The following is a 12,941-nucleotide window of genomic DNA, read 5'->3' on the forward strand; positions in this document are numbered from 1 at the left end:
GTCACAGCTCGATCACGCCGCGGCGCGCCGCATGCGCGACCGCGTCGGTGCGGCCGGTGGCATCCAGCTTGTCGAGCAGCGAGCCGACATGGAATTTCACGGTGTGCACGGAGATGCCGAGCTGGCGCGCGATCATCTTGTTGGAGGCGCCCTCGGCCATCAGCGCCAGCACGTCGAGCTCGCGCTGGGTCAGCGCGATGTCGCCGGGCATGATGCGCGGATCGCGGGCAACAATCGTCGCCGCGGCGGCTTCGCCAGGCGCGACGAGGCGAAGTCCGGCGACGTTGCCGAGCAGCTTGGCCAGCCGATCGGCGAGGGCTGGGTCGTCGATCTCCAGCGCGAGCACGATCTCCGGCGCGTTGTCCTCGCTCACGCCTCCGGCCTCTCGCCGACCGTGACCTTGAAGCTGACCGGCTCGCCGCCGCGGCGAACTGCGACATCGACCACCGCGCCGACGCTGGAAGGTCCCAGCGTCCGCGACAGCGCGCGCACGCCGGACAGTTTCTGGTCGTTGACCGCCACGATCACGTCGCCCTGGCGGATGCCGGCCGCGGCCGAAGGCCCGGTCTTATCGACATTCATCACCATCGCACCGATACCGTCGTCGAGCCGCACCGGCTGCAGCCCGACGCCGAGATAACCGCGCGCGATGCGGCCGCGCGCCTCGAGCTGCGGCGCGACGCGCTCGATCGTCGCCGTCGGGATCACCAGCACCCGCCGCGGTCCGAGCACGGCCATGCCGAAGGCTTCACCCGATGCATCGAGCGCAAGGCCGCCCTGCTGGCTACCGCGCAGGCGGACGTCGAGCTCGATCCGTGCATCGATGTCGCCGCCGCGTAAGGAGCGCCAGCTCTTGCCGGACGCCGATACCATCCCGAGCGCCGCACTCGGCGCATCGCGATTGGTGGCGACAACGATCGACAGCGTGCCTAGCGCAGGGACCGATGTGGTCAGCTTGACCGGGGCAATCGCGGCCTCAGTGCGCAGCAGCGCGATATCGGTCGTATGGTCGCGACCGGCGATAGCGGCGGCCACTCGGCTGCCGTCGGGAAGGCCGATCTCGACCGCACCCTCGTCGGCGAGGGCCTCGTCGGCCGTGACGATCAGGCCTGGCTTCCACACGAAGCCGCTCGCGCGGGAGCGATGCGAGTAGACGGAGACGACGGACGGTGCGGTGCGCGCCACCATGTCCGCGAGCGCGGACGACAGTGAAGACAGAGGAGTTGGGTCGGTCATGGCAGGCTCCTGTAGCTGTGCTCAATCTGGGATGTCGCAGGCAATCCGGAAACTGGCCGGGTGGCCAGGGCAGCGTCAGTGCCGGCCGACGAACATGTGATTGGGACCCACTCACGGAAACGTGTAGCAACCGGCCCGACATTGCGCTGTACGGCGTCAAACCATTTCCGCGAGCCCTGACTGAATGAGCATCGATCTCACCCGCCGCACCCTGCTTCAGCTCGCCGGCGCGGCCTCTCTCGCAATGGCGGCGGCTGCCGCGGCGCGCGCCGAAGGCAATGCGCAGGGCGGTGGCCCGACCTATGCCAGCCGAACGCCGATGCGGGTCGGCATGGTGACGCTCCGGGTGAAGAACCTCGACAAGCTCGCCGATTACTACCGCGACGTGATCGGGCTCACCGTGATGGAGCGCTCGGCGACTGGCGCGAAGCTCGGCACGGCCGGCCTCGCGCTGCTGGTGCTGGAAGCCCGTCCCAATGCCGCAATCGAGCCGCGCAACGCCGCCGGCCTCTATCACACCGCCTTCCTGATGCCGACGCGCAAGGATCTCGCGCGTTGGCTGGTGCATGCCGCCGCACATCGCGTGCCGCTGTCGGGATTTGCCGATCACCTTGTCAGCGAATCCATCTATCTCGACGATCCCGAAGGTAACGGCATCGAGGTCTATGCCGACCGCAATCCATCGCAATGGCAGTGGAGCGAGGGCGGCGTGAAGATGGCAACCGACGAGCTCAACATCCCCGACTTGCTGTCGCTGACCAATACACGCGTGGCCGACTATGCCGGTGCGCCGGAAGGGTTGCGCATCGGCCACATGCATCTGCGCGTCGGCGATCTCGCGCAGGCCGAGAGCTTCTATCACGCCAGCATCGGCCTCGACCCGACCCGCCGCCGCAGCGGTGTCGCGTTCCTGTCTTCGGGCCGCTATCATCATCACCTCGGCATGAATGTCTGGCAGAGCCAGGGTGCCGGCCAACGCGACGATCAAATGACCGGTCTTGCCTGGTTCTCGCTGGTGACCGAGAAGCACGACATCCTCGCAGCCCAGGAGGAGCGCCTACGCAAGGTTGGCGCACGGGTCAGGGCGCTTGCGGACGGCCTGGAGGCTGTCGATCCCTGGGGCACGCGGGTGCGCCTTCTCAGGGTTTGATCGCCGGCGCAGGCGTTGGTAATACGCCTCAGGCGCAAACCAATTGACCGGGGTCCACGCCCGACATGTCCGAATTCCACGGTGTCTTTCCCTATCTCGTCTCGCCCGTCGATGCCGGTGGCACGGTGCGCACCGAAGTCCTCGGCAAGCTCTGCGACGATCTAATCGCCGCCGGCGTGCACGGGCTGACGCCGCTGGGCTCGACCGGCGAGTTCGCCTATCTCAATGCCGCGCAGCGCATGGCGATCGTGCAGACCACGATCGAGGCGGCCAAGGGCCGCGTGCCGGTGGTCGCGGGCGTCGCTTCAACCTCGATCGCGGACGCGGTGGCGCAGGCGAAAGCGTACCAGAAGCTCGGTGCCGACGGCATCCTGGCGATTTTGGAGGCGTATTTCCCGCTCGCCGATGCCCAGGTCGAATCCTACTTCCGCGCCATCGCCGATGCCGTGGACATCCCCATCGTGATCTACACCAATCCGCAATTCCAACGCTCCGACCTTACCCTCGATGTCATCGCGCGCCTCGCCGAGCATCCGCGCATCGGCTACATCAAGGACGCCTCGACCAACACCGGCCGGCTGCTCTCCATCATCAACCGCTGCGGCGATGGCTTGCGGGTGTTCTCGGCCTCCGCCCATATCCCGGTCGCGGTGATGCTGATCGGCGGTCTCGGCTGGATGGCAGGCCCGGCCTGCATCATCCCGCGCCAGAGCGTTGCGCTGTACGAACTGTGCAGGGCTGGTCGCTGGGAGGAGGCCATGAAGCTTCAGCGCAGGCTGTGGCGCATCAACGAGGCCTTTGCCCGCTTTAATCTCGCCGCCTGCATCAAGGCGGGGCTTTCGATCCAGGGCTACGACGTCGCCGACCCTGTGCCGCCGCAGGCCGCGCTGACGGCCGAGCAGCGCAGGATCGTGGAAGCGGCGTTGCGGGAGCTGGCATAGCCCGATTGTCACGCGGCAATATGCCCCCAGATGCTGCCGCAAGCCGACCTATTCCTATCTGCTTCGATCAGGAAACTTCCAGGCGCTTGCGACGTTGCTGCGTGAGCGAGATCCGCCACCTCAGGCATGAGCATTCTGAGCATTGTCTTCAGTACACCGCGGTGATCACCCATGAATCGTCGCTACGGAATTGCCGCGGCAGCCCTGGCCGCTCTGCTGCTCGTGGTCACTGCCGCGAAAATCCAGCATGCGCCGTGGACCACTCCCGCCGCGCGAGCCGTCGAGCAGCGCGGGCCGCTGTCGGAGGCCGAAAAGGCCACGATCGACATCTTCGAGCGCGTGTCGCCTTCGGTTGTCCAGGTAGCGGTGAGATCGGCGGCTAGTCCTCTCATGGGTGAGGAGGGCCAGGGCGGCGCTTCCGGCACGGGATTCGTTTGGGACGCCGAGGGGCACCTTGTGACGAACAATCATGTCGTGGCCAATGGCGGCGAGATGGCGGTGCGCTTTGCGTCGGGAGAGGTGGCCCAGGTTGACCTGGTCGGTACGGCTCCCAATTACGATCTTGCGGTCCTGCGAATCCGGAGTGTGCGCGAACTCCCTCCGCCGGTCGCTCTCGGCAGTTCGAACGATCTGAAGGTCGGGCAATCCGCCTTTGCGATCGGCAATCCCTTCGGGCTGGATCAATCCATGACCAGCGGCATCATCAGTGCTCTCAAGCGCAGGCTTCCGACCCATGGCGGCCGGGAGATTGCCAACGTCATCCAGACTGACGCCGCGATCAACCCGGGCAATTCAGGCGGGCCGCTGCTGGATTCCGCAGGCCGCCTGATTGGCGTCACGACGGCGATCATATCGCCGTCCGGCTCGAACGCCGGCATCGGCTTCGCGGTGCCGGTCGATGTCGTGAACCGGATTGTCCCCGAACTCATCCGCAACGGTCGCGTGCCGACCCCCGGCATCGGCATCGTGGCCGCCAGCGAGGATGTTTCGACGCGGCTTGGCGTCCAAGGCGTGATCGTGGTGCGGACGGCCCCCGGCAGCCCTGCGGAGCGGGCGGGGATTCGCGGGGTCAACTTGTCGACTGGCGCGGTCGGAGACATCATCACTGCGGTCGAAGGCAAGCCGGTGAGGCGCCTCTCCGACTTGACCGATGCGCTGGAGCAGGCCGGCGCCGGGAAGACCATTCGCCTCACTGTCAAGCGGGGCTCGGACAGCCGCGACGTGAATGTAGGCATCATCGACATCGAGCGTTCCTGACGTGGCAATCTGCGCGGCCAATGGGGGCGTGGCACGCAATGCTGATGTGCTGCGGCTCGGTTGTATCCACTGCAAAATCGGCTAAAACCGCCGCGGTCGTTTTCCGGATTTCAAGGACATAACGGAATGAACATTCTTCCCGGCAATTTGCGTTTCGGAGCGGGACAGCCCGTCAAGCGTTTGGAAGACCTTAGGCTGCTCACCGGGAAGGGGCAATTCATCGACGACAAACCGGCAGACGGCGCGTTGTGGTTGCACGTGCTGCGCTCGCCGCATGCGCACGCGAAGATCGTCTCGATTGACACCAGCGCCGCGGCGTCGATGCCTGGCGTCACCGCGATCTATACCGGCGCCGAGCTCGTCAAGGACGACATCGGCAGCATTCCGACGCTGAACATTTTCAAACGTCCCGACGGCAAGCCGATGACGGTGCCCCCGCGCCGGCTGCTGGCCCATGAAGTCGTGCGCTACGCCGGCGAAGCGGTTGCCGCCGTCGTGGCCGCCTCGCGCGTGGAGGCGCAGAGCGCGGCCGAAGCGATCGTGGTCGAATACGACGTGCTGCCTGCGGTGGTCGACCCGGTGGAGGCCGTAAAGCCCGGTGCGCCCGTGGTGTGGCCGGAAGCGCCCGATAACATCGTCGGCGCGATGAGCTATGGCGATGCCGCCAAGGTGGACGAGGCTTTTGCCAAAGCGGCGCACACGGTCGAGCTCGATCTCGTCAGCCAACGCCTCGTTCCATCCGCAATGGAGCCGCGCTCGACCATCGCCGAAGTCGACAAGAAGACGGGACGGCTCCTGCTGCACGTGCAGTCGCAGACACCGGCCTCGACTCGCGACGTGCTGGCGGAGGCCGTGCTCAAGCGTCCCAAGGACAGCGTGCGGGTGCTGGTCGGCGACATCGGCGGCGGCTTCGGCCAGAAGACCAACCTCTATCCCGAGGACGGCATCGTCGCCTATGCCGCGACCAAGCTGAACAAGAAGATCCGCTGGCGCGGCGACCGCACCGACGAGTTCGTCGGCGGCACCCATGGCCGCGATCTCACCTCGACCGCTTCCTTCGCGCTGGATGAGAAGGGCAAGGTGCTGGCCTATCGCGTCAAGTCGATCGGCTGCACCGGCGCCTATTCCTCGGGTGCGGCCAACATCATCCCGCTGGTGCTCGGGCCGTTCGTGCAGACCGGCGTCTACGATCTGCCGCTGGTGCATTTCGAGGTGAAGTCGGTGATGACCCACACCGCACCCGTCGGCGCCTATCGCGGTGCGGGCCGTCCCGAAGCCGTCTTCATCGTCGAGCGCCTGTTCGACGCGGCTGCGCGAAAGATCGGCATGGATCCGCGCGCGATCCGCAAGGCCAACTACATCAAGCCGGCGCAGCTGCCTTATACGAACGCCGCGGGCCAGATTTATGACTCCGGCGCCTTTGCGCACATGCTCGACCGCGCCGTGAAGCTCGCCGACTGGGACGGCTTTGCCGCGCGCAAGAAGGCGGCCAGGAAGAAGGGCCTGCTCTACGGTCGCGGTCTCACCTCCTATATCGAATGGACTGGCGGGCGCGCGCATACCGAGAAGGTCAGCCTGCACGCGACCTCGCAAGGCCGCGTCGTGCTGCATTCCGGCACCATGGCGATGGGGCAGGGCTTGCAGACCACCTACACCCAGATGATCTCCGACACCCTCGGCATTCCCATGGACAAGATCGACGTCGTCCAAGGCGACACTGATCTCGCCATGGGCTTTGGCAGCGTCGGCTCCCGTTCGCTGTTCGTCGGCGGCACGGCCGTGGCCGTCTCCTCCAATGACCTCATCCAGAAGGCGCGCGAGAAGGCCGCGAACGTGCTGGAGACCTCGGTCGAGGACATCGAGTATCAGGGCGGCATGCTCACCGTGGTCGGCACCGACCGCCGCATCAGCCTGTTCGATCTCGCCGAGAAGGAGAGCGGCGCCAAGCTCAGCGTCGATTCCGAAGGCGAGGTGGACGGACCGAGCTGGCCGAACGGCACGCATATCTGCGAGGTCGAGATCGATCCCGAGACCGGCGTCTCCCGCGTCGTGCGCTACACCACCGTCGACGACGTCGGCGTTGCCGTGAACCCGATGCTGGTCACCGGGCAGATCCATGGCGGCGTTGTGCAAGGCATTGGTCAGGCGTTGTATGAGGGCGTGTCCTACGATGCCGACGGTCAGCTCCTCACCGCGAGCTACCAGGACTACTGCATCCCGCGCGCCGACGACGTGCCGCCGATTGTGGTGACGCTCGACGATTCCGCGCCCTGCCGCACCAATCCGCTCGGGGCCAAGGGCTGCGGCGAATCCGGCGCCATCGGCGGCCCGCCCTGCGTCGCCAATGGCGTGATGGATGCGCTCGCCGAGCTTGGCATCACCCAGCTCAACACGCCGCTGACGCCGCAGAAGATCTGGCAGGCGATCCGGGACGCGAAGGCGGGTGGTTAATATTTCAGGTGCACCGTCTTTGCGAGCGCAGCGAAGTAATCCAGATTCTCTCCGCGGAAAATTCTGGATTGCTTCGTCGCAAGCGCTCCTCGCAATGACGGATGAGCGAGCCGTAACTCCTATTGCGCTTCGCTCCGTCCGGGCTACAGGCCTCAAATCCCCAGCATCATCTTCGCGATGATATCGCGCTGGATCTCCGACGTGCCGCCGAAGATCGTATACGCTCGCCCGTTGAGATATTCCGGGATCACCGTCAGCATCTCCTCCGGGATCGGCGGCTCGTGGTTGAGCCTGTAGAGCGGCCGCATCGGCTCCACCGCGAGGGCGTCGTGACCGATCACGTCGGCCCCTAACCGCGTCACGGCTTGCCGGATTTCGCTGTTGCGCAGCTTCAGGATCGACGACACCGCGCCGGGATTTTGTCCGGTCTGCAGCGCCGAGAGCACGCGCAGCTCGGTCATTTCAAGCGCATCAATGTCGACCTCGACCTCGGAGATGCGCGTTGCGATGTCAGGGCTGTCGATCGCGCGGCCCGTGAGATCGGACTCGGCAAGGTCCGCGATCGCCTTCAATCCCTCGCGCAGCTTCGCCGAGGCGATGCCGGAGCCGCGCTCGAACTCGAGCAGATATTTGCCATAGGTCCAGCCCTTGCCTTCCTCGCCGACGCGGTTGGCGACGGGCACGCGCACGTCGTCGAAGAACACCTGGTTGACCTCGTGGTCGCCGCCGATGGTGAGGATCGGGCGCGTGGTGATGCCCGGCGTGTTCATGTCGATCAGGATGAAGCTGATGCCGTCCTGCTGCCGCGGCCCGTCGCTGGTGCGCACCAGCGCGAACATGCGGTTGGCGTGGTGGGCATGCGTGGTCCAGATTTTCGTGCCGTTGATGATGTAGTCGTCGCCGTCGCGCACCGCGCGCGTCTTCAGTGACGACAGATCGGAGCCCGAGCCTGGCTCGGAATAGCCCTGGCACCAATAATCGTCACCTGAGAGAATACGCGGCAGATAAAAATTCTTCTGCTCGGGGCTGCCGAAGCCGATGATGACGGGGCCGACCATCTTCACGCCCATCACGTTGACGTTCGGCACGCCGGCGCGTGCGCATTCGGTCTCGAAGATCCAGCGCTGCGCCGGGGTCCAGTCCGGCCCGCCATATTCGACCGGCCAGCCCGGCGCGCCCCAGCCCTGCCGGTGCAGCGCGCGCTGCCAGGCCTTGCCGATGTCAGGATCGGAGAACACCGAGGGCGTCAGCGCGGTTGCGCGCTTCATCTCCTCTGTGAGGTTTTTCGCAATGAAGCCGCGCACCTCGTCCTGGAAGGCGCGCTCCTCGGCATTGAACGACAGGTCCATGATGCGCTCCTCGTATCAGGCCGGCACTTTGGTACGGCCAAGCTGGGCGTGGCGGGCATAGTGGTACGAGCTGCCGCCGAACAGCGTGTCGAAGGCGACCAGCCGCTTGAAATAGGCGCCGACCTCGAGCTCCTCGGTGACGCCCATGCCGCCATGGAGCTGGATCGACTGCTCGCCGACGAAGCGCGCACACTTGCCGATCTTGGCCTTCGCGCCCGACGCAGCCCGCGCGCGCTCAACGGGTTCGGCGTCGGCTTTCAGTGCGGCGCGCAGCGCCATCGAGCGCGCCTCGTCGACCTGCATCGCCATGTCGGCGAGGCGGTGGCGGATCACCTGGTTGGCGGAGAGTGGACGGCCGAACTGCTTTCGGATCTTGGTGTATTCCAGCGTGGTGTCGAGCAGCGTCTGCATGATGCCGATGGCTTCCGCACCTAGCGCGGCCATGGCGCGGTCGACGGCCCATTCGATCGCGGGCAGAGCATCGCTGCCGTCGCCGAGCAGGGCGTCCGCAGGCAGCTGCACGTCCGACAGCTCGATGTTGCAGGCGCGTCCGCCGCCGAGGCGAGCGTAGTCGGAGATTGTGAGGCCCGGTGCCGCCGCCGGCACCACGAACAGGCCGATCCGTTCCGAAGGTCCGTGATGGTCATGCATGAGTGCGGAGACGATGATCTCGTCGGCAGCATGCCCGTCGAGCACCGCGATCTTTTTGCCGGCCAGATGCCAGCCCTGCGACGTCTTGTTGGCGCTGGTTGCGACCTTAGCGAGATCGAACCGCGCCGTGCGCTCGGAATGCGCCAAGGTGAGCTTCAGTGATCCGTCCCCGACCTTGGGCAGGCTCGCCTGCTTTTGCGCCGTGGTGCCGCATCTAGCGATCAGCGCGGCCCCTAGCACCACGGTTGCGACATAGGGCTCCGACACCAGCCCGCGGCCAAAAGCTTCCATCAGGATGCCGACATCGATCGCGCCGCCGCCAAGCCCACCGAACTCTTCAGGAAGCGGCAACGCCAGCCAGCCGAGCTCGGCGAACTGCCTCCAGACGGCCAGGCTGAAGCCGAGCGGATCGCTTGCCATCGTGCGGCGGTGAGCGGCATCGTAGCTTTCGGCTACGAAGCGTTCCGCGCTCTCGCGCAGCAGGCGCTGCTCGTCGCTGAGATTGAGGTCCATGTGTCTACTCCGACGCCGGCGGCTTGCGTACCGAGGGATGCAGGCCGGAGGGATCGACGATCATGCCGTACTCCTGGAGATTGTGGGCATGGCAGAGCTGATGCAGCGCAAAGGCCTGGTCGATCGCGGCGGGCTGGCCCATCACGTCCACCGAGCGGTTGACGGCCTCCTTGGTCAGCTTCAGCGCGAAGGACGGTTTCGTCGCGATCCGGCGCGCCAGCGCCAGCACGCTTGATGACAGCTCCGCGCGCGACACGACCTGATTGACCATACCGAGCTGATGCGCCTCCTGGGCGCTCCAGCTATCGGCGGTGAACAGGAACTCCTTGGCCTTGCGTGGGCCGAGCTCCCAGGGATGGACGAACCATTCGACGCCGCAGACGCCCATGGTGACGACAGGGTCGCAGAACTGCGCATCGTCGCTGGCGATAATGAGGTCGCAGGCCCAGGCCAGCATCAGCCCGCCGGCGATGCACTTTCCGTGCACTTCGGCGATAGTCGGCTTGGCGAGGTTGCGCCAGCGCCGCGTGATCTGGAGATAGATTTCCTGCTCGCGAGCGAAGCGGCCGTGAGCATTCGGCTCGGCAAAGCCACCCCAATTTCCGATCGGCGGAAAATCGACGCCCGCGGCATTCTTAGCCCCGGGACGCAGATCATGCCCGGACGAAAAGTGCGGACCGTTGCCGGCGAGGATGATCACCTTGACCGCGTCGTCCTGCACGGCCGCATCGAAGGCGGCGTTGAGGTCGTAGGTCATTTGCAGGTTTTGCGCGTTGCGCGCGTCGGGCCGGTTCATCACGATCCGGGCAATCGGCGGCTCCGGTCGCTCCACGAGGATGGTCTCGAACGAGCTCATCGCTTTCCCCTTGCCGTTTCCGTTCTTGTTTTATCCGAGTTGACTATGTCGTCGGGGCATAGGCAAGAGGCTTGCGTCAGTCGGCTGCTTTTCTCACGCGCCCAATCTGGTAGTTTGCGCCAGATTCCACCGGGAGAAATTTGATGCGCAAGATCCTGACCGTGCTGGCAGCGCTGGCCTCGCTGAGCCTGGCCAATTGCGGCTACAACGCGATCCAGAGCGAGGACCAGCAGATCAAGGCCAATTGGTCCGAAGTCGTGAACCAGTATCAGCGCCGCGCCGATCTCGTCCCCAATCTGGTCAATTCGGTGAAGGGTTTTGCCCAGCAGGAAAAGGACGTGCTGCTCGGCGTCACCAATGCGCGCGCCAAGGTCGGCAGCATCCAGGCAACGCCGGAGGTGCTGAACGATCCCGCCGCCTTCCAGAAATTCCAGGCCGCCCAAAGCGAGCTCTCCAGCGCGCTGTCGCGGCTCCTCGTCGTCACAGAGAACTATCCGCAGCTCAAATCGGATGCCCTGTTCAAGGATCTGATGTCGCAGCTCGAAGGCACCGAGAACCGCATCACGGTGGCGCGAAACCGCTACATCAAGGCCGTGCAGGAGTACAACATCACGGTCCGATCGTTCCCGACCAACCTCACCGCGATGGCATTCGGCTACAAGGAGAAGCCGAATTTCTCGGTCGAGAACGAGAAAGAGATCTCGACCGCGCCGAAGGTGGACTTCAACCCGGCTCCAGCGCCGTCGAAGTAGGCGCGTCGATTCGCGAATGCGCCAAGCCCCAATCACCGCCGTCATTCCCCGCGAAATCGGGGAATCCAGCTCGCCGCGGCCTCTCCGTATCTCGCCGCCATCTCTGGAATACTGGATCGCCCGGTCCCGGCTCCAAGGGCTTCGCCGGGCACCTCGGTATTGGGCCGGCGAAGCGTCAGCGAAGACGCAAAGCCGGGCGATGACAGCGAGGGTGTGGTGGGCCCTTTCGGTCTTCTCCTCGTTTGTTCTCGCCGTCGCACTTCTCTTCGCCTTCGCGCTCCCCGTCCACGCCGACGTCGCCGTGCCCCAACTCACCGGCCGCGTGGTTGACCAGACCGGCACGCTCTCGAGCGCCGAGATCGCTACGCTGTCGCAAAAGCTGCGCGACTTCGAGAATCGGAAGGGCAGCCAGCTCGCTGTCCTGATCGTGCCGACCACACAGCCGGAGACGATCGAGCAGTTCTCGATCCGCGTTGCCGAGGCCTGGAAGATCGGACGCAAGAAGGTCGACGACGGCGCCATCCTCATCGTCGCCAAGAACGACCGGCATTTGCGCATCGAAGTCGGCTATGGCCTCGAAGGCGCGCTCACCGACGTCACGTCGAGGCGGATCATCGATGAAGTCATCACGCCGAAATTCAGGACCGGCAATTTCAGCGGTGGCATCTCGGACGGTGTCGATCGCATGATGCGGGTCATCGATGGCGAACCGCTGCCGGTTCCCTCGCCGACTGTCAGCTTCGGCCATCTGGACGACCTCGCGCCGGTCTTCCTTGTGACGCTGTTCGCCTCGATCGGGGTCGGCGGGGTCTTCCGGGCCATGCTGGGCCGGCTGCTCGGATCGCTGGCGACCGGCGGCATCATCGCAGCACTGACCTGGCTCATTCTCGGCTCTTTCACCCTCGCCGTGGCGGTCGGCGTTCTCGGCTTCATCATCGGGTTCATCGCCGATCTGTTTTCGGCGATGGGACCAAGCACAGGGTGGTCGCGTGGCGGCTCTTGGTCGAGTGGCTCCCCATCGGGCGGCTGGAGCGGCGGCTCATCGAGCGACAGCGATAGCGGCAGCTTTAGCGGCGGCGGGGGCAGTTTTGGCGGCGGCGGCGCCTCGGGGAGTTGGTAGGTCATGAGCATCAAGCGCATCACCAGGCACCTCGTGCAGCATCATTGGCGGGCGAAGCGGATTTTTCCGCAGGCCGTGCTCGACCGCATCGAGCAGGCGATCAAGCGGGGCGAAGCCACCCATTCCGGCCAGGTCCGCTTCGTCGTCGAAGGCGCGCTCGACGGTGCGCCGCTGTTCCACAACCAGCCGGCGCGCGCGCGCGCGCTCGACATGTTCTCGCATCTGCGCATCTGGGACACCGAGCACAACAACGGCGTTCTCATCTATCTCCTGCTCGCCGACCGCGACGTCGAGATCGTCGCCGACCGTGGCATCGACGCGAAGGTTGGAGCCGAGCGCTGGGAGAGCATCTGCCACGCGATGGAAACCGAGTTCAGGGCGGGCCAGTTCGAGCGCGGCGTGATCGCTGGCATCGAGGCCGTGTCGCGCGAACTGGCGCGGCATTTCCCGCCGCAAAGACCGCATTCGAACGAGCTGCCGGATGCGCCCGTGGTGATGTGATCTCGCCGGTACTGGCCAAGGCCAGAACCACGTCGGAGAGGCGCCCTGCCTCGCGAGTGAATTCTACGGGCGCAATGCGCCCCAATGCCGCCTCCGCTGACAATTTGTTGCACGTCGCCACGCCGGTTCCACTTTCCCGGCCAAATTCGGCCTCGGACGAGTTC

Annotated in this window: 12 protein-coding genes; 7 read left to right on the top strand and 5 right to left on the bottom strand. The window is 65.5% G+C overall.

Translation table 11 applies throughout. The features are described from left to right. Nucleotide 1 precedes the first annotated feature (1 nt). Together IVA78_RS10930 and IVA78_RS10935 are read right to left on the bottom strand one after the other, a co-directional pair. Nucleotides 2–373 carry a helix-turn-helix transcriptional regulator gene (locus IVA78_RS10930; RefSeq protein ID WP_247277434.1) on the bottom strand — a complete coding sequence of 124 codons (372 nt, stop codon included), beginning with the start codon at nucleotides 371–373 and terminating at the stop codon, nucleotides 2–4. Then, the gene (locus IVA78_RS10935; protein WP_247277433.1) at nucleotides 370–1,236 is read right to left on the bottom strand and encodes a S1C family serine protease; all 867 of its coding nucleotides are present in this window, start codon (nucleotides 1,234–1,236) and stop codon (nucleotides 370–372) included. Before IVA78_RS10935 ends, IVA78_RS10930 begins: the two co-directional genes overlap by 4 nt. A gap of 184 nt (nucleotides 1,237–1,420) precedes the next feature. Here IVA78_RS10935 and IVA78_RS10940 point away from each other — a divergent pair, with 184 nt between their 5' ends. The 4 genes from IVA78_RS10940 (at nucleotide 1,421) to IVA78_RS10955 (ending at nucleotide 7,035) form a co-directional block, all read left to right on the top strand. Continuing rightward, nucleotides 1,421–2,386 carry a VOC family protein gene (locus IVA78_RS10940; protein WP_247465207.1) on the top strand — a complete coding sequence of 322 codons (966 nt, stop codon included), beginning with the start codon at nucleotides 1,421–1,423 and terminating at the stop codon, nucleotides 2,384–2,386. A 65-nt stretch (nucleotides 2,387–2,451) separates the two neighbouring features. Next, entirely contained in the window at nucleotides 2,452–3,327 is an 876-nt protein-coding gene (locus IVA78_RS10945) for a dihydrodipicolinate synthase family protein (RefSeq protein WP_247277431.1), read from the top strand. 171 nt (nucleotides 3,328–3,498) lie between these two features. After that, nucleotides 3,499–4,584: a trypsin-like peptidase domain-containing protein gene (locus IVA78_RS10950; protein WP_247459108.1), complete on the top strand. Its 1,086-nt coding sequence runs from the start codon at nucleotides 3,499–3,501 to the stop codon at nucleotides 4,582–4,584. Nucleotides 4,585–4,710: 126 nt separating this feature from the next. Beyond that, nucleotides 4,711–7,035 (top strand): xanthine dehydrogenase family protein molybdopterin-binding subunit, encoded by a 2,325-nt coding sequence (locus IVA78_RS10955; RefSeq protein ID WP_247277429.1) that lies wholly within the window; start codon nucleotides 4,711–4,713, stop codon nucleotides 7,033–7,035. A gap of 152 nt (nucleotides 7,036–7,187) precedes the next feature. Here the strand turns inward: IVA78_RS10955 and IVA78_RS10960 are convergent, their stop codons facing one another. Genes IVA78_RS10960 through IVA78_RS10970 form a run of 3 tightly spaced genes read right to left on the bottom strand, consistent with a single transcriptional unit; the run spans nucleotide 7,188 to nucleotide 10,404 of the window. Continuing rightward, nucleotides 7,188–8,384 (bottom strand): acyl-CoA dehydrogenase family protein, encoded by a 1,197-nt coding sequence (locus IVA78_RS10960; RefSeq protein ID WP_247277428.1) that lies wholly within the window; start codon nucleotides 8,382–8,384, stop codon nucleotides 7,188–7,190. A 15-nt stretch (nucleotides 8,385–8,399) separates the two neighbouring features. Further along, entirely contained in the window at nucleotides 8,400–9,548 is a 1,149-nt protein-coding gene (locus IVA78_RS10965; RefSeq protein WP_247277427.1) for an acyl-CoA dehydrogenase, read from the bottom strand. 4 nt (nucleotides 9,549–9,552) lie between these two features. Continuing rightward, nucleotides 9,553–10,404, bottom strand: coding sequence for an enoyl-CoA hydratase (locus IVA78_RS10970; RefSeq protein ID WP_247277426.1), 852 nt, complete (start codon nucleotides 10,402–10,404; stop codon nucleotides 9,553–9,555). 143 nt (nucleotides 10,405–10,547) lie between these two features. Between IVA78_RS10970 and IVA78_RS10975 the strand changes: the two genes are divergently transcribed. From IVA78_RS10975 to IVA78_RS10985, 3 genes are all read left to right on the top strand, one after another. Then, a complete protein-coding gene (locus tag IVA78_RS10975) occupies nucleotides 10,548–11,156 on the top strand; it encodes a LemA family protein (RefSeq protein WP_247277425.1) in 609 nt (202 codons plus the stop codon). Nucleotides 11,157–11,355: 199 nt separating this feature from the next. Beyond that, on the top strand, nucleotides 11,356–12,276 hold the full coding sequence (locus IVA78_RS10980) for a YgcG family protein (RefSeq protein WP_247277424.1): 921 nt from the start codon (nucleotides 11,356–11,358) through the stop codon (nucleotides 12,274–12,276). A gap of 3 nt (nucleotides 12,277–12,279) precedes the next feature. Continuing rightward, entirely contained in the window at nucleotides 12,280–12,777 is a 498-nt protein-coding gene (locus IVA78_RS10985) for a TPM domain-containing protein (RefSeq protein WP_247277423.1), read from the top strand. Nucleotides 12,778–12,941: the final 164 nt, after the last annotated feature.

Origin of the sequence: Bradyrhizobium sp. 137 (assembly GCF_023074095.1) — a bacterium.
Taxonomy (GTDB): domain Bacteria; phylum Pseudomonadota; class Alphaproteobacteria; order Rhizobiales; family Xanthobacteraceae; genus Bradyrhizobium.

What these genes read in the sequence shown, in the direction of transcription:
- IVA78_RS10935 (WP_247277433.1), bottom strand. Translation starts at nt 1,236, where the DNA reads ATGACCGACCCAACTCCTCTGTCTTCACTGTCGTCCGCGCTCGCGGAC.
- IVA78_RS10940 (WP_247465207.1), top strand. Translation starts at nt 1,421, where the DNA reads ATGAGCATCGATCTCACCCGCCGCACCCTGCTTCAGCTCGCCGGCGCG.
- IVA78_RS10945 (WP_247277431.1), top strand. Translation starts at nt 2,452, where the DNA reads ATGTCCGAATTCCACGGTGTCTTTCCCTATCTCGTCTCGCCCGTCGAT.
- IVA78_RS10950 (WP_247459108.1), top strand. Translation starts at nt 3,499, where the DNA reads ATGAATCGTCGCTACGGAATTGCCGCGGCAGCCCTGGCCGCTCTGCTG.
- IVA78_RS10955 (WP_247277429.1), top strand. Translation starts at nt 4,711, where the DNA reads ATGAACATTCTTCCCGGCAATTTGCGTTTCGGAGCGGGACAGCCCGTC.
- IVA78_RS10960 (WP_247277428.1), bottom strand. Translation starts at nt 8,384, where the DNA reads ATGGACCTGTCGTTCAATGCCGAGGAGCGCGCCTTCCAGGACGAGGTG.
- IVA78_RS10965 (WP_247277427.1), bottom strand. Translation starts at nt 9,548, where the DNA reads ATGGACCTCAATCTCAGCGACGAGCAGCGCCTGCTGCGCGAGAGCGCG.
- IVA78_RS10970 (WP_247277426.1), bottom strand. Translation starts at nt 10,404, where the DNA reads ATGAGCTCGTTCGAGACCATCCTCGTGGAGCGACCGGAGCCGCCGATT.
- IVA78_RS10975 (WP_247277425.1), top strand. Translation starts at nt 10,548, where the DNA reads ATGCGCAAGATCCTGACCGTGCTGGCAGCGCTGGCCTCGCTGAGCCTG.
- IVA78_RS10980 (WP_247277424.1), top strand. Translation starts at nt 11,356, where the DNA reads ATGACAGCGAGGGTGTGGTGGGCCCTTTCGGTCTTCTCCTCGTTTGTT.
- IVA78_RS10985 (WP_247277423.1), top strand. Translation starts at nt 12,280, where the DNA reads ATGAGCATCAAGCGCATCACCAGGCACCTCGTGCAGCATCATTGGCGG.